The organism is Marinomonas dokdonensis (assembly GCF_052747885.1).
Map to the genome: position 1 here is coordinate 409219 of NZ_JBRAND010000002.1, position 15847 is coordinate 425065.

Annotated in this window: 18 protein-coding genes; 13 read left to right on the top strand and 5 right to left on the bottom strand. The window is 44.4% G+C overall.

The window, feature by feature from the left end:
• The first annotated feature begins 112 nt into the window (after window positions 1-112).
• From ACUM5Y_RS06365 to ACUM5Y_RS06405, 9 genes are all read left to right on the top strand, one after another.
• The gene (locus ACUM5Y_RS06365; RefSeq protein WP_445976036.1) at window positions 113-1594 is read left to right on the top strand and encodes a carboxypeptidase M32; all 1482 of its coding nucleotides are present in this window, start codon (window positions 113-115) and stop codon (window positions 1592-1594) included.
• Window positions 1595-2724: 1130 nt separating this feature from the next.
• Window positions 2725-3546: a GNAT family N-acetyltransferase gene (locus tag ACUM5Y_RS06370; RefSeq protein ID WP_445976037.1), complete on the top strand. Its 822-nt coding sequence runs from the start codon at window positions 2725-2727 to the stop codon at window positions 3544-3546.
• Window positions 3547-3649: 103 nt separating this feature from the next.
• Complete coding sequence (locus tag ACUM5Y_RS06375) at window positions 3650-4489, top strand: helix-turn-helix domain-containing protein (RefSeq protein ID WP_445976038.1); 840 nt, start codon at window positions 3650-3652, stop codon at window positions 4487-4489.
• Between the two features lie 73 nt (window positions 4490-4562).
• Entirely contained in the window at window positions 4563-5609 is a 1047-nt protein-coding gene (gene rsgA, locus ACUM5Y_RS06380; RefSeq protein WP_445976039.1) for a ribosome small subunit-dependent GTPase A, read from the top strand.
• Between the two features lie 34 nt (window positions 5610-5643).
• A complete protein-coding gene (locus ACUM5Y_RS06385; protein WP_445976040.1) occupies window positions 5644-6084 on the top strand; it encodes an N-acetyltransferase in 441 nt (146 codons plus the stop codon).
• A 237-nt stretch (window positions 6085-6321) separates the two neighbouring features.
• Window positions 6322-6666 carry a VOC family protein gene (locus tag ACUM5Y_RS06390; protein ID WP_445976041.1) on the top strand — a complete coding sequence of 115 codons (345 nt, stop codon included), beginning with the start codon at window positions 6322-6324 and terminating at the stop codon, window positions 6664-6666.
• Between the two features lie 337 nt (window positions 6667-7003).
• Window positions 7004-7321, top strand: coding sequence for a type II toxin-antitoxin system RelE/ParE family toxin (locus tag ACUM5Y_RS06395; protein WP_445976042.1), 318 nt, complete (start codon window positions 7004-7006; stop codon window positions 7319-7321).
• The gene (gene nadS / locus ACUM5Y_RS06400) at window positions 7318-7623 is read left to right on the top strand and encodes a NadS family protein (RefSeq protein ID WP_445976043.1); all 306 of its coding nucleotides are present in this window, start codon (window positions 7318-7320) and stop codon (window positions 7621-7623) included. The genes ACUM5Y_RS06395 and nadS overlap by 4 nt, the downstream gene beginning before the upstream one ends.
• Window positions 7624-7743: 120 nt before the next feature.
• Complete coding sequence (locus ACUM5Y_RS06405) at window positions 7744-8631, top strand: DMT family transporter (RefSeq protein ID WP_445976044.1); 888 nt, start codon at window positions 7744-7746, stop codon at window positions 8629-8631.
• A gap of 137 nt (window positions 8632-8768) precedes the next feature.
• On the opposite strand, the gene ACUM5Y_RS06410 is transcribed toward ACUM5Y_RS06405, so the two are convergent.
• A complete protein-coding gene (locus ACUM5Y_RS06410) occupies window positions 8769-9260 on the bottom strand; it encodes a DUF2938 domain-containing protein (protein WP_445976045.1) in 492 nt (163 codons plus the stop codon).
• A gap of 77 nt (window positions 9261-9337) precedes the next feature.
• Here ACUM5Y_RS06410 and ACUM5Y_RS06415 point away from each other — a divergent pair, with 77 nt between their 5' ends.
• The 4 genes from ACUM5Y_RS06415 (at window position 9338) to ACUM5Y_RS06430 (ending at window position 12314) form a co-directional block, all read left to right on the top strand.
• A complete protein-coding gene (locus ACUM5Y_RS06415; RefSeq protein ID WP_445976046.1) occupies window positions 9338-9778 on the top strand; it encodes a helix-turn-helix domain-containing protein in 441 nt (146 codons plus the stop codon).
• Between the two features lie 105 nt (window positions 9779-9883).
• Window positions 9884-10309 carry a GFA family protein gene (locus ACUM5Y_RS06420; RefSeq protein WP_445976047.1) on the top strand — a complete coding sequence of 142 codons (426 nt, stop codon included), beginning with the start codon at window positions 9884-9886 and terminating at the stop codon, window positions 10307-10309.
• A 192-nt stretch (window positions 10310-10501) separates the two neighbouring features.
• Window positions 10502-11497, top strand: a complete 996-nt coding sequence (locus ACUM5Y_RS06425) for a type IV toxin-antitoxin system AbiEi family antitoxin (protein WP_445976048.1) — start codon at window positions 10502-10504, stop codon at window positions 11495-11497.
• Window positions 11463-12314 (top strand): hypothetical protein, encoded by an 852-nt coding sequence (locus tag ACUM5Y_RS06430; RefSeq protein WP_445976049.1) that lies wholly within the window; start codon window positions 11463-11465, stop codon window positions 12312-12314. Before ACUM5Y_RS06425 ends, ACUM5Y_RS06430 begins: the two co-directional genes overlap by 35 nt.
• Window positions 12315-12417: 103 nt before the next feature.
• Here ACUM5Y_RS06430 and phnE (ACUM5Y_RS06435) read toward each other — a convergent pair whose 3' ends face one another.
• From phnE (ACUM5Y_RS06435) to phnD, 4 genes are read right to left on the bottom strand one after another with little or no spacing between them, the layout of a single operon-like run.
• Window positions 12418-13227, bottom strand: a complete 810-nt coding sequence (gene phnE / locus ACUM5Y_RS06435; RefSeq protein ID WP_445976050.1) for a phosphonate ABC transporter, permease protein PhnE — start codon at window positions 13225-13227, stop codon at window positions 12418-12420.
• Complete coding sequence (gene phnE / locus ACUM5Y_RS06440; RefSeq protein ID WP_445976051.1) at window positions 13215-14003, bottom strand: phosphonate ABC transporter, permease protein PhnE; 789 nt, start codon at window positions 14001-14003, stop codon at window positions 13215-13217. Before phnE (ACUM5Y_RS06440) ends, phnE (ACUM5Y_RS06435) begins: the two co-directional genes overlap by 13 nt.
• Window positions 14003-14797, bottom strand: coding sequence for a phosphonate ABC transporter ATP-binding protein (gene phnC / locus ACUM5Y_RS06445; protein ID WP_445976052.1), 795 nt, complete (start codon window positions 14795-14797; stop codon window positions 14003-14005). Before phnC ends, phnE (ACUM5Y_RS06440) begins: the two co-directional genes overlap by 1 nt.
• Window positions 14798-14806: 9 nt before the next feature.
• Entirely contained in the window at window positions 14807-15748 is a 942-nt protein-coding gene (gene phnD / locus ACUM5Y_RS06450) for a phosphate/phosphite/phosphonate ABC transporter substrate-binding protein (RefSeq protein ID WP_445976053.1), read from the bottom strand.
• Window positions 15749-15847: the final 99 nt, after the last annotated feature.

Consider the following 15847-nt stretch of genomic DNA (forward strand, 5'->3'; position numbering starts at 1 on the left):
CTAAAACAAGCAATAAAGCCAAGTAAAGAAGGTAAAACCCTTGGCCTAAAGGCAAGCTCAATGTTGTAATAGGGGCATTGCAAAGCCTGATGAACCATTAGAGCCTTATATTATGTCTTACTATCAAAAACTCACGGCACTTAGCCAAACCATCCATAACTTTAACCACGCCCAATCTATGCTGGGATGGGACGCTGCTGCCAACATGCCAGCGGGCGGTAATGAAGCCCGCTCTGATGCCATGGCGGAATTGTCCGTGCATATACACCGTTTATCCACCCAGCCACAACTGGGCGAGTGGTTTGCCAACGCCGAGCAAGAAAGCTTAAGCACCCAAGAGCAAGCCAGCTTGCGTGAAATGAAGCGTCAATGGCAGCAGGCCACCGTTGTGCCAGAAGACTTGGTAGAGGCCCAATCGAAAGCGGGTTCTGTGTGTGAACACGCATGGCGCAGCCAACGCAAAGATAATGATTGGGAGGGCTTTGAGAAAAACTGGCGTGAAGTGGTGGCCTTGTCCCGCGAGGAAGCCAGCATTCGTGGTGAAGCCTTAGGGCTTACTGCTTACGATGCCATGCTGGATAAATTCGAGCCGGGCACGACTACGGAATCGTTGAATGTATTGTTCAGTGAGGTGAAAAACTGGCTACCAGATTTGATCGAAAAAGCCTTAGAGAAACAAGCCAGCCAAAACATCATCATGCCTTCTGGGCATTACCCAGCGGAATCGCAAAAAGCGTTAGGGCTGGAAATCATGAAACTGCTTAAGTTCGACTTTGACCATGGTCGTCTTGATCAGAGTGTGCACCCATTCTGTGGCGGCGTGCCGAGTGATGTGCGCATTACCACCCGCTACGATGAAAGCGACTTTGTGCAGGCACTCATGGGCATAGTGCATGAAACAGGCCATGCCAGATACGAGCAAGGGCTACCAAAAGCCTTTGCTGGTTTACCCGTTGGCGAAGCTCGCTCCATGGGCATTCATGAGTCCCAATCATTGTTTTTCGAGATGCAACTAGGACGCAGCAAAGAATTTATTCGCCACCTATCACGTTTATCGGCAGAAGCCTTTAATGCCCACAACGACCCAGTATTTGCCGAGCAAAACCTTAGTCAGATATACACCAAGGTCGAGAAGGGCTTTATTCGTGTGGACGCCGACGAGCTGACCTATCCAGCCCATGTTATCTTGCGCTATGAGATAGAGCGTGACCTAATAAATGGCGTGATCAAACACACAGATGTACCTGAACTTTGGCATGAAAAAATGCAAGCATCGCTAGGGCTTTCAACAAAAGGCAACTACCAAAACGGCTGTATGCAAGACATCCACTGGACAGACGGCGCCTTCGGCTACTTCCCAAGCTACACACTGGGAGCCATGTATGCTGCGCAATACAAAGCCACCATGACCAACACAGTCGACATAGCAGGCGCTATTCAAAGCGGTGACCTAAGCCCAATCTTCCAATGGTTAAGCGACAACATCTGGTCACAAGCGTCGCTTCACACCACAGATGAGCTAGTGAAACGCGCCACAGGAGAAACCCTAAACGCCGCGCACTTTAAGAAACACCTAGAAGAGCGTTACCTATAAGCTGAAAAACACCATAACCCGTGATCAAGGTAAACATCAGCCTCCGAGCCACTCGCATTATTGACGACATTTGAAAATGACATTCCTCCTCGAAACTGCCGCCTACCTCGACGGAATGTCATTTTTCAAACGCCTTACATCGTTGGTCGCCATTTATGGCGAATACCAATACACATGACTCAAACCAATGGGTTTGGCATTAACGGCTTAACCTCATATACCAAGCTAAACCCCAATTGTAGGTCGCCATTCATGGCGAATACCAAAACACGTGACTAAAGCCCATGCGGTTGGTATTAAACGCTCACCCTAATATTCCTCACTCAACCCCCAAATGTAGGTCGCCATTTATGGCGAAAGCCAATACACGTGGCCCAAGCCAATACGGTTGGCATTAACGGCTTAACCTCATATTCCAAACTCACCCCCAAATGTTGGTCGCCATTTATGGCGAATACCAATACACGTGACCCAAACCAATGGGGTTGGCATTAACGGCTTAACCTCAAAATGTAGGTCGCCATTTATGGCGAATACCAATACACATGACTCAAACCAATGCGGTTGGCATTAACGGCTTAACCGTAAACGCCGCGCATTTTAAGAAGCGCCTAGAAGAGCTGTGCCTATAACCTGAATCGGCGCCATAGTCACATGATCAAAGCAAACGCCACCGCTCGACATTACCTGTATGAATAGTCGTTTGACCTCGCTCTTGGCGTTCGCTTTGCTCATGCTCCTAGCTCGAACCCCCAAATGTAGGTCGCCATTTATGGCGAATACCAAAACACGTGACCCAAGCCAATGGGGTTGGCATTAACGGCTTAACCTCATATTCCAAGCTCCCCCCCAAATTAGCTTAAAGGAGTAAAATAAAGCAAAGGGATACGGATACGCTACAGGCAGAAGGTTGTGACAAGGTAGGTAGTAAGAATAGAAGTGCATGCTTAATTTTACTTTGCCCCATTTTCTCTATCAACTTCCTGCAGTGCCCAAGTAAAACTGTCGTTTTTGTTCAATCTTTCCTATCTGTCGTCACCTACTATTTCGGGCATATAAAGCAGCACGTCATTTCTGATGTCGCTTCTTTTTCATCATAATGCTACACCGAAAGTCAGGAAAAACCAGCCATGTTAGAGATCAGAAAAATTGAAAATATTGAAGGATTAAGCGACCTTAAAAAACGCTACTTTGAACAGTCGACAGCACCACTTGATGGCATGTGGCACTTTGGTTTTGTCCCTATGTCATCGCATTATGGTTTTTATGAGGATGACTTATTAGTTGGCTATTGCTGTGTTAACGATGAGGGCTATATGTTGCAATTTTATTTGTCAGAGTCCGCAGAAACCCAGGGAAGAGAGCTGTTTAATTTGATTGCAGAGCAAAATAGTTCAGTCGTTGGCGCTATTAAAGGTGCGTTTGTGAGTACAGCCGAACCTTGTTATTTATCTCTTTGCTTAGATAACTCATCTTCATTTAACGTCAATGCTCTAATGTATCAGCAAGTTGCTCCCTTTGACTCTGAAACGACAGCGGCTTTAGATTTAGCGCTGGCTCGTGAGGAGCAATTAACTGAGTTTGTTGAGTTTGCCGTGAGAAATATTGGTGCCCCTGCACAATGGTTGTCTGGGTACTTCGGTAATCTCATAAAGCGAGAAGAGCTTTGGGGTTACTGGAAAGACGGTGCATTATTAGCAACGGGTGAATGCCGTCTATTTGATGAACATCAGACGAAATATGCCGATTTAGGTATGATTGTCGCCGAGCCAGAACGCGGCCAAGGCATAGCAACCCGGGTGTTAAGTGGTTTAGTGGGTTTAGCAAATGAACGTGGTTTACTAGCTATATGCTCAACACAAAGCAGCAATCTAGGGGCACAAAAAGCAATACAGCGAGCGGGATTAAAACCTTTAAACCGTATAATTCAGATAGAATTTGATCGCCAATAGACAGCTCGAGAATAAGCCCTTATCTTAATCAAGGGCTTGTTTATAAATCATCACCAACCTTGTATACAGTGGTTGCCTGTATCGCAGAATTTTTGAGAGCATTATGATCCACTGGCTGAAGCCACCAAAAATATCTGAAGTAGCAAAATACATCGAGTGTTATTGGTTTATTGAAAAAAGACCTGATGGCAGGAGTTTCGATTACCCGAAATTAAACCCAGACCCATCCGCACACCTCATCATATCTCCCAGCCAACAGAGCTATCATTATGATATGAGTCTTGGAACGACTAATGGTAAAGGCAGCCATTGGTTATTGCCTCATCAACAGACATTTCAACTGGATCACTCCAAGCCTTTTGTTCATTTGGGGGTCAAGTTTCACGCTGGCGCTTTGTATTCACTGAGGCCCTTTTCAGGCCAACAGCCGATACTTGATAGCGTTGAGGAAGTGCAGCTAGATACATTGTTTACGACTCTATTTGTGGGTGAACAACCGCTGATTGAACTGGCGCGAAACAACCCTGATTTGTGCCGCGAAACATTAGATAGTTTCTTTTTGCCTTTAGCTTTGAATAGTCATGAGGATCAACATAGCCTGATTACCCGAAAAGCACTTCAAGTGCTGAATTCAGGTCCAATTTCTGAACTGGGTAACCAGCTATTTTGCTCGCAACGAACTTTAGAAAGAAGCTTTAATAGGGTGACAGGTTTAACGCTAAAGCAGTGCCAGTCTATGAACAAACTTGAGACTATGCTGGAGTACCTATACCAGCGTGGTTCAGATGAAATTGATTGGGTCGAGATCGCCTTCCAGTTTGGGTTTAGCGACCAGCCCCACCTCATTCGCTACTTGAAGAAACAAATTGGTTTAACACCCAAAAGCTACGAAAAAGAGCGTGGTTTAACGATCGATGTATATGGCGGAGTGAGTTCTTCGTAATCTGTCGGAAATGTTCAATCAAGTTTAGGTTCGCTTAACTACTATGACTTGAACGATTCAATGAGACAGCACGATGACTAATTCAATTCCTACCCTTCAACAGCTTGGCTGGAAGCCTTTCTTTCAGCAACAAGTCACACTAGAAGAGTTAAACAGCCTAACAATTGGCCGAGTTGTGGCGCAGCACAGAGACCGTATTGTCGTCATGTCGCCGCAAGGTCAATCAAACTTAAGGCTTCCAACTGTTGACACACAAGTCTGTGTAGGTGATTGGGTCTTATTCGATGAAGCATTGAGACTGTGCCGTAGTTTAGAGAGACAATCGATATTTAAACGTAAGGCGTCCGGTTCAAAAGTCTCACTACAACTGATCGCAGCCAATGTTGATACTGTCATGATTGTTTGCTCGTTAAATCACGATTTTAGCCTTAACAGAATAGAGCGGTATTTAGCCATTGCACGAGAGGCGATGGTTGAGCCTGTGGTCATCCTGACTAAAGCTGATTTATGTGAAGACTTCGATTCCAAGCGTTTGCAAGTTCAAGAACTCGATCCAATGTTGGTCGTTTACACGATAAATGCCTTGGATCAATACGATATCAAGCCGCTTGAAGGCTACTGCTATGAAGGCTGTACACTGGCCTTTTTAGGATCGTCTGGAGTAGGAAAGTCTACGTTAGTAAACGCCTTAATCGGTTATGAGTCTCAGCAGACGGGAGACATTAGGGAAGAGGACAGTAAAGGAAGGCATACCACGACTCACAGGGCGCTAAAACTCCTTCCTCAGGGTGGGATTCTTATGGACACGCCAGGTATGCGAGAACTCCAGCTCAGTAGTTGTGAGCAAGGGGTTAAGGAAACTTTCCGAGAGATAGAAGAGCTTGCAGATACATGCCGTTTCTCTGGTTGTACACATCATTCTGAACCTGACTGTGCCATTCAACAAGCCATTGCATCTGGGCTCCTGTCGGAACGACGCCTGATCAATTATCAAAAACTGATGCGAGAGCAGGCTTTCAATGGGGCTTCGTTGGCAGAAAAAAGATCTAAAGATAAAGCGTTTGGGAAGTTAATAAACAGCACCCAGAACATTTCCCGAAGATTCAAAAAAGGCTATTAGCCATTATTCGATTCTATTAATTATTGGAGAAAATATGATTCGACGATTACGCCCAGAAGATCTAGATAGTGCGGTATCTATCTGGTGTTCGGCATCAATTAAAGCTCACAACTTCATTTCTGAAGACTACTGGCGTTCTCAGAAGAAGAACATGCGTGATATGTATTTACCGAATTGTGAATCCTGGGTTTATGAAGACGCAGGAAATGTACTGGGTTTTGTGTCTTATTATGAAGGAAGCATCCCCGCTATTTTCGTAGACCCGGCGTCGCAATCTGTTGGTATCGGCACTCAGTTATTAAATCATGTAAAAGATCAGTACAGGGAATTAACCTTGACGGTTTATGCTGAAAATGAAAAAACACATAAGTTTTATCATCATCATGGCTTTATCGATATTGGCAAGTGCACCTGCGAGCATACTGGGAAAGCACAGTTCGAAATGAGCTGGACTCGAAGGATAGAAAGGGGTTAGATCCCCTTAAGTTAAACGTTTAAGCCTATAAGAGAGGAAGAAATGAAACCCGTTGTTCAGGAAGAAATGACAGGCTGCGGAATAGCCTCTGTGGCAAAGATTGTAGGCAAAAGCTATGCGGAGATGAAAGCTATAGGGACGTGGCATGCTGTTCTTTGTTAAGCTCTCATCCTCTATCAACAAAAAGTCATACATCATAAAAAACCAATGAGTGTGGCGTGAGTTTGGGAAAGCATCATGGATGTAGTGAATATAAAAACATTTGTACCAAGCAAAGATTATGAGCTATCTAAGTCATTTTACAGCGAGCTTGGCTTTAAGCCACAATTCGTAACAGACGACCTGACACTCTTTGAAAATGGCAATGCTTGTTTCTTTCTTCAGCGCTTCTATAACGAAGAACTGGCAAATAATTTCATGTTGCAGATCTGTGTTTCAGACATCCACGCGGCATTCGAATTATGCTCTAATTCTGAACACAAAACTAAAATTACCCCAGTTCAAGATGAGCCTTGGGGTAAGGTTTTTTACTTGTGGGGACCTGCAGGTGAGTTATTACACATTACCCAGCTGGGCGATTAGTCTACGATGAACTCAAAAGGCTCGGTGTAGAACTAAATAATTCAAAGAGAAACCCTGCAGGCAGAAGCTAGTGAAAGACAGCTAAAAACAACAGAAGTGCATGCTTAATTTTACTGACCCCTTTTCTCCAACAAAAATCAAGGTAGCTTTTAACTCTTGCTCTTGACCATTTTCATTTGCAGACACTATGGTTATTAAGCCACTCACTTCTAGGAAAAGGATTTCCTATGTTGATACTATGCTTACCGCTATCGCCCCTCTTTTTATTTAAATCTTCTCTTGTTTGTACAATTATTAGTCGACTTTATACGCCATTGGCGTATTATTGGGGTGGCTTATGGTCATTATAGAGACGCCAATTTTCACGAAGCTGATGACCAATATTATGAGTGACAATGAGTATCGAGAGTTACAAGAAGCGCTCGTTTACCGACCCGATATGGGCGTTATCATAAAAAATAGTGGTGGATTAAGGAAGGTTCGTTGGTATCTAGAAGGGCGAGGCAAAAGTGCAGGAGCACGTATAATTTATTATTGGCTCTCAGAGAAAGATCAAGTCTACATGCTGTACATCTTTCCTAAAAATGCTCAAGAAAATTTAACCGATGAACAAAAGAAAGCATTACGACAAACAGTAGAAAGGTGGTTTAAATGAATGACGAGATTTTTAATGAATTATTGGAAAGTGTTCAACAAGCAGACCAGATGATTCAAAGCGGAAATACTAATATACAAAATAAAGCTGCACGAGTAACCGAGTTTGCAGATCTTGAAGTGAAAGCCATTCGAGCTAAGACAGGCTTAAGCCAAAATCATTTTGCCAGTGTATTGGGTGTCAGTAAACGCACTTTAGAAAATTGGGAACAAGGTCGACGCCAACCGACTGGACCCGCTAAGGTGTTATTGAAAATTGTCGATACAGATCCAGAATATGTTTTGAAAGCCTTACATCGTTAAAAGCATTAGTATGGGTTACGGTTAAAAGGCTACGATCTCTTAAAGGGAATATCGATGCTAACTATAAACCTCTATCTGAGTTAAAGGGACCTGCCCCTTCAAAATTAATGGATTATTAACATGGCTCACAAGTACACGCCCACTTTAAAGGACTGGTTTTCTTTGTTGTTATTGATTCTGCTGTGGGGAACATCCTTTATGTTCACCGCGGTTTCACTGCAAAGCTTTAGCCCTTTGGCGATTGTTTCACTTAGAGTCTTGATCGCTGCGATTATTCTCACGCTTTTCATGTATGCCAAGGGTTGGCGCTTGCCTAAGGAGCCCTTGGCTTGGGGGGTATTTTTACTGCTGGGAATTATGGGTAACTTGTTGCCATTTTTTCTAATCTCCACCGGCCAGAAGGATGTTAGCTCAGGTATTACGGGCTTGTTAATGGCGTTTATGCCACTAGCGACCATGATTTTGGCGCATTACTTTGTGTTAGGAGAAAGCCTTAATCGCTTTAAAGTCTTGGGTTTTGTGCTCGGTATTTCTGGCGTGGTGATTGTGCTTTGGCCGTCCCTAGCTGGCGCTCACAGTAACTTATTGGGCGGTTTGTTGATTCTACTTGCCACGTTAAGCTATGCGGTAAATGCCATTTTGGCGAGACGCTTACCTTCCTTTAACCCTGTGGTGACAGCGGCAGGTGTGATGATCATTTCCAGCATGGTGATTGTGCCATTGTGGCTGTGGCAAGAGTTACCTTGGCAACAGAGCTATTTTTTAAAAGCCAGTTTATCCATGTTGTGGTTAGGGGTTGGCCCGACAGCGCTTGCTACCATCCTGCTTTTTGCCGTGATAGGTACGGCAGGCCCAACGTTTCTCTCCTACATTAATTATGTGATTCCGGTGGTGGCGTATTTTACTGGCGCGCTTCTGTTGGGCGAGGTGATTGAATGGCGTAGCCTAGGGGCCATGCTGTTAATCATTCTAGGCATAGCGTTAACTCGTAAGCGAGTAGCTGATTGAGCAGGGTAATTGCTCTAAATTCTTATTATTCAACCATGATGCAAAACAGCATGGGTAACTAGGCTTTAGCAAGTGTTCTCGCTAAAGCCTTTAGGTGGTTATCCGTGCGTTGGCGATCTTAGCCTGTGCTTTTCTTCTCAGAAATATCCAAAAAACTTCACCGCCAGTGCCGAAAGAAATAATCCTAAGCCAAATACCGCATGATTGATAAGGCTGTGTAGCCTTGCTGAGTTGGGGTTGGGTGTTCGTGAAGCAGCAATGCCAGCGCCCATACTCGGCTGCAAAATAAAGAAGGGCGCGACAACCGTGACTATGCCCAGTATAAGCGCTGGTACCAGTGTTGGCTTGTTGATCCAAGGTTGCCCGCAAACAGCAATGAGTAACACGGCATAGCCAATGCCGATGACATAATGGGCCAACCATCCAATGAGTAGCTCACCGTAAATAGGCTTAGCGTCTGTTATCGTTTTATGACGAAATTTCCCTGCTTTCATATAGGCGATCCAACGCCCGACTAAACCCCAATTGGTTGGAGGAAGGCCGAAGAAAAATTTTCTCAGTAAAGACCATAAGTCCATTACTAGGGTGGCGCCAACGCCGATTAAGATTGTAAAAATTATGCTACTCATGACTGCTCCATAACTGGTGTTAATTTCAATATGGTGCTAGGTTACAACCTCAAGTTAACTTCAAGTCAAGAGTGGTTATGGAAATATCTCAGGTGGCCAAACAATCTGGCGTTCCCGCTTCAACGCTGCGTTTTTATGAAGAAAAGGGCTTAATTCATTCAATCGGCCGACGTGGCATACGCCGAGTTTTTGGTGCGAATGTTTTTGAGCGCCTTGAGCTGATTGCACTAGGGCGCGCGGCAGGATTCTCGCTGGAAGAAATTGCCGGAATACTAGGGTCACATGGTAAGCCAAGTATTGATCGTGACTTGTTACTAAACAAAGCCGATGAACTGGACACTACTATTAAGCAGTTAACTGCCATGCGCGATGGGCTTAAGCATGCGGCGGCTTGTACTGCCCCAAGTCATTTAGAGTGCCCAAGGTTTCGGCGCTTAATGAGTCTTGCTGCCTCAGGTGCTGTAAAAGCCACTGCATCAAATAAAGCGATTAAGCCAAAGAAAGCCAGTAAGCCTTAACTAGAATATTATTAAGGGGTCGCTCAGTTCTATTCTCTCCACTATATTTAGCCTTACGTGTTTTATGAGGTTAATTCGTACCGAAAAGTGTAGGAGAGATAAACTATGCAAACCAAAGCAAGCTGCCTGTGTGGCTCTGTAACATTCGATATTGAACTGTCTAGCCCTAAGCCTGAAATGGCTGTTTGCCATTGTAGTATGTGTCGAAAATGGCTCGGTAGCCCCATGATGGCAATAGACAGTGGTAAGCTGACAAACCTCACCGGCGAGTCGTTTGTCTCACGCTATGCGTCTTCGGAATGGGCGGAGCGCGGCTTTTGTAATAAATGCGGTACTAGTCTGTTTTATTATCTAGCGCCCGCAGAGCAATATCATTTCCCAGTAGGGTTACTGGACGAGAGCCTAGAGTTTAAGTTCAGTCACCAGATCTTTATTGATGAAAAACCCGACTATTATGAGTTCAAGAACGAGACTCATAACATGACGGGAGAGGAAGTATTTGCGCATTTCTCCGGCGAAAGCGACGCCTAGTCAGTCGCATATAACCACTTTTTACTCTTTAGCCAGTCTGCCATTTATCGGGCAGGCTGGCTTTTTTAATGTGCTTAAATAAATAAGTTTACGATGCTTGCTCAAAAGTAGGTTGTTCATAGTTATTATATGTTCATGAATCATGAACAATATGGTAGTGTGAACGATATAATTTATAGGGAGGTGTTTCCCATGAATAAGCAACTAAGTTTGGCAACTAATGCATTGGCGTTACTCCCTTCTCACATTAAAGCTGAGTTTGTAGAGGTGGCTAATGAAGGGCGGCAGAGCTTTGCAGATGGAGAGCTGTGCTTGAAAGTTGGCTCTGAAACCTATTATTTTTATCTAGCAATTAAAAACATCCACCGTAAGGAAAGCTTAGAGCCTTTACTGGCGCATACTGCTTCAAACACCTTGTTGATCTGTAATCGGCTCACACCTTTTTTGGCCGAATTGTGTGTTTCAAATAAGCTTAATTTTATCGATACGGCGGGTAACATCAAAATTACCCAGCAAGGTTTACATCTCTGGGTTGAACCTAGTATAGCGAGCACAAAAGAAGCCTATGCTAAAGAAACCAAACCTGTAAGGATTGGTGAAGGTGCGGCAAAAGTTTTATTTGCCTTACTGTCTCAGCCTAGTCTTTTAAATTGCTCTTATAGAGAAATATCGGAACATGCGAATGTCTCTCTTGGAATGGTGAGTAAAGCCTTAAGTTTGTTGGAATCTGAGTTTTTAATCAGTCTTGGTAAAACCCGAAGAATTCTTGATGAGAAGCGTATGCTGAACCTTTGGATTGATGTCTATTACATATCTATTCGTCCGAAATTAGAAGGGGTAAGGCTAGAGTGTGGTGTTAACTGGCAAGGTATAGAGGTGAAGGAAGGGCAAGATTTTTGGAGTGGTGAAGCGGCCGCGGAGCAGCTAACGCAGTATCTTCATCCACAGGAGCTACAGCTTTATACCCGCTTGCCACTGCAGAAAAAGCTAGCTCAGTTGAAGTGTCTTCCCAACTATGATGGTAATTTATGGTTGGTGTCTGCCTTTTGGGGGGCTAAGCTTAAGTGGTCAAGTAAAAGCCAAGCTTTATTAGCGGTAGCAGAATTAGAAGCGAGCAAGGATAGCCGCAATATGGAAGTCGCAAGGATGATTTATGAAAAATATTTATTCACTGGTACACCCCCTTAACCCAGCCTTCGATCCTATCATAGACATTATAATGAACGAGACTGCAAGGCTTGGTATTTCCTACTTTATTACTGGAGCCACAGCTCGTGACTTGCTGCTGTTTCATGTTTTTGGCAGAGAGCCAGGACGGAAAACTTATGATATAGATACGGCCATTTGGGTAGAGGATTGGGAAAGCTTTGATGCTGTAAGAAATGCCTTGTTAGCAGCGGGCTTAAAGGAAACCACAATATCTCATCGACTCATGCATGAAGCAAGCGGGCTACCGATAGATATAATTCCGTTTGGTTTAATAGCGAACCAAGCTGGCGACATCCAATGGCCACCAGAACATGCCATCACAATGTCGGTGTCTGGATTTCAAGAAGCTTTTGATCATGCAGTGTTAATTGATATAGGAAAATCTAGCCATCTTAACGTTTCTTCATTGGCGGGTTTAGTCTTGCTGAAATTACTCGCTTGGCAAGAGCGTATGAACGAAACCAACAAGGATGCCGCTGATTTTATAAAAATAGTGTTTGAGTATTCATCTGTTGAACTTGATCGTTTGTATGAAGAGTTTATACCTGTAGAAAGCCTTGGCTATAATCCAGACCGACTTGGTGCTTTTTTATTAGGTTATGATCTTAATATGCTGCTACAACATCCAAACACTCATTTGAAAACGTTAAATCAACTACGAGAGATTGAGGGAGCTGAGCCGTTACTATTGAAAAGCCTACTCAAAGTTAAGAATGCTTACAGTGCAGATGAAAAGGAACAACTACTCACAGACTTTTGGCGCGGGGTGAACTTAAAGGCTATCAAGAAGGGTTAATGGGGGGGATTCCAATTTTGCAATTGTTCGTTACGGTGTAATGTATGCAATTCGCCAGTCTGCCTTTCATCGGGCAGGCTGGCTTTTGCTTTCCTATGGGAGGCTAGATTAACAAGCTTCTCACTTTTGCTGAGATGAACTCAGAAACCACCACGGTCAGCAGGATAACAAGGATGATGAGTGTTACCTGAGGCCATGCCAGTACATTCAGTGATGAAGATAGGAACAAGCCAATTCCGCCTGCACCGACCAATCCAAGTATAGTGGATTCACGAATGTTGATGTCCCAGCGAAAAATTGTGATGCCTAAAAACGCCGGAAGAATCTGCGGGATAATGGCATAGTTAATGGTTTGGAAACGTGAAGCGCCGGTGGATTCAATAGCTTCCACGCTGGTGCTGTTGATCTCCTCAATGCTTTCATACAAGAGCTTGGCGACAAAACCGATAGAGCGTAAGGCAATGGCGATAATGCCCGCTAAAATCCCCGGCCCTAATATGGTCACCAAGAGCAACGCCCAAATCAGGGAGTTGATGGAGCGAGAAGAGGCGATAATTAGCAAGGCGATAGGACGCACAAAGGTCGTCGAGGGTGTGGTGTTTCGTGCGGCCAAAAAGGCAATCGGAAACGCCATAATAACGCCTAGTAGCGTGCCTAAGGTTGCTATGTTCAGTGTGTCCCAAAGGGCTTGGTACAATTTATTGATGTACAGCCAGTTGGGTGGGAACATGCGGTTAATCAAGTCCGCCGCTTGGGTTGGGGCATCGGAAACAAAAAACCAAATGGTGTCCTCTGTCATCACGACCCAGCAGTATAGAGTGAGCAATATGGTAAAAAACCAGCCGCTCCAAACTATCCAAGCTTTGCGTTTGGTATGGCTATTCCATACCAATTTTTGTTCTAACTCACCCATTTTCTTATCCATCCAGAAAGGTATTCACAGGCCAATACAATAAGAATAATTAATATAAGAATGGCCCCTGCGGAATCATATTCATATCTATCTATTGAGGTGTTCAGTGTGGCGCCAATGCCACCGGCGCCGACAATGCCGATCACAGCCGACTCGCGGAAGTTGATATCAAAGCGATAGAAGGACAGACCAATCATACGCGGCATGACTTGTGGCCAGATGGCAACATGCATACGTTGCAGCCAAGTAGCGCCTGTTGATGTTACGGCTTCCAGCTGTTTACGGTCGATCTCTTCGATTTCTTCGGCGAGTAATTTGCCTAGGAAACCAATGGTCGCGTAGGTTAGGGTTAGGAAGCCTGCAAAGGCTCCAAAGCCAAACAGTGCCACAAGGAAGATCGCTACAATGACTTCTTGCATCGACCGAGAGACGGCAATGAATGAGCGACAAAATAGGTAAATCGGTCTTGGGGAGATATTACGAGCAGCGCCCATGCCAAACGGAATCGACAGCAAAATACCAACTACGGTGGAGGTGACTGTCATGGTTAAACTTTCAAGAATGCCCGCATAAATATCCGTAGCTCGTCGGGTGAAATCAGGGTTTAAAAAGCCTTCAATGAAGCGTCCGCCACGTTCTAAACCTTCATAAACTCGCAGCCAATTTACTTCTATGCTGCCGATGCCAACGATTAAGTAGAGGGCAAAAAATACCCAAAGCGCGATGCGAACACGCTTATTCGGCACAAGGTAATGAGGCTTTTGCCAAGTGCGCATTAGGTAATCTCCTCACTGTCTTCCAGTTCTTCTTCGTCCTGTTTTACTGTCGTCCAGTCTTCATCACCGTAAATACGTGTAAGTACGTCTTCGGTGAGATTTTCTGGCTTATCATCAAAGACGATAGCGCCACCTTGCAAACCAATAATACGGTCGACAAACTGCATTGCTAGAGGAACATCATGTATGTTGATAATGGCAGATAGGGACTTTTCGCGACAAATAGACCGAATAAGGCGCATGATTTGTCGAGAGTTCTTCGGGTCCAAACTGGCCGTCGGTTCATCTACCAAGAGTAAATGTGGATCTTGCGCTAGGGCTCTGGCAATACCAACACGCTGGCGTTGTCCGCCTGATAATTCATCAGCACGTTTATTTGCATGGTCAATTAAGCCCACACGGTCTAGATATTCAAAGGCATTGTTGATGTCTTGCTCTGGGTATTTACGCAAAAACGTGCGCCAGAAAGGCAAGTAACCTAGTCGTCCAGACAGGACATTTTCCATCACACTAAGGCGTTCTACTAAGGCATATTCTTGGAAGATCATACCGATATGACGACGCTGTTCGCGGATTTTGCTGGCCGATAGATGGCTCAATTGGACGTCGTCCAAGGTGATTTGGCCTTCGCTCGGATCAATAAGGCGGTTTACACAACGGATTAATGTGGATTTACCGGCCCCACTGGGGCCGATAAGTCCAACAATTTCACCATCTGGAACCTCGAAGCTAATATCCTTTAAAACCCAAGGACCTGTTTTATATCGCTTCTTTAGATGTTGAATAGTAAGCACAAGATGATCCTATCGGCAGTTGTATGATACGCCATTGGCTTCATCAATCTTACGAATCACACTCCAATGTTCTTTAAAGGTAATTGGCAAGAATTGGCCTTCTTTAGCGAATTCTTCCTGAAGCTTAGTGCCCGCCCATTGGTAAGAGAAAAAGGCTTCTTTAATTTTCGCTTGTAGCTCAGGTGTTAGGTTATGTGCCACACCATAGCTGGTAGTTGGGAAGGTTTGAGATTTATAGATGGAGTGAATTTGTGAAGCTTTCACAACGTCACGGTCGATCATACGGTTCAAAACAGAGTTGGCAACGGCCGCTGCTGGGTAGTCTTTATTGGCGACACCTAGAATAGAGTTGTCATGCTTACCAGAGAACAATGGCTCGAAGTCACGCTCAGGGATCAAATCAAAATCAGCTTTCAAAATCGCAGAAGGGGCTTTGAAACCAGAGTTAGACGTTTGTGACGTAAAGGCCATTTTGCTGCCTTTAATGTCTTGTGGAGAGTTGATGCCAGAGTTCGGGTAAGTGATGATTTCCATCTCGTAACCGAATGATCCGTCTGCTGCTGCCATCATAGTAAATGGACGATAACCTGCACAAGCAACTGCTAATGGGTTAGAGCCTGTGTTAAAGCCAGCAATGTGAAGACGGCCTGCACGCATAGCTTCAATTTGCGCAGCGTTAGATTGAACAGGGAAGAAACGTACTTTTTTACCAGTAACGCCTTCCATGTGTTCAAGGAACTCGGACCAAACATCTGCATACACAGCAGGATCTTCAACAGGTGTGTAAGCAAAGATAAGCGTGCTTGGGTCGATTAATTTAGACTTGTCTGTTGGGATGTCGGCAATCAAATCTTTATCTTGATCAACGTAGCGGCTATCTAGTGTGAATGCAGCATGAGCAGCGCTCACAGAACATAACGAGACAAGTAGTGCTGGGTATATCGCTTTCATGGTGTTGCTCCAGAGTTAATGATAATCAAACACTACTGGGGCTTTGTGACATTCATGTTAAAACATGCGAATTAATATATATATTTTAAAATAGATAAG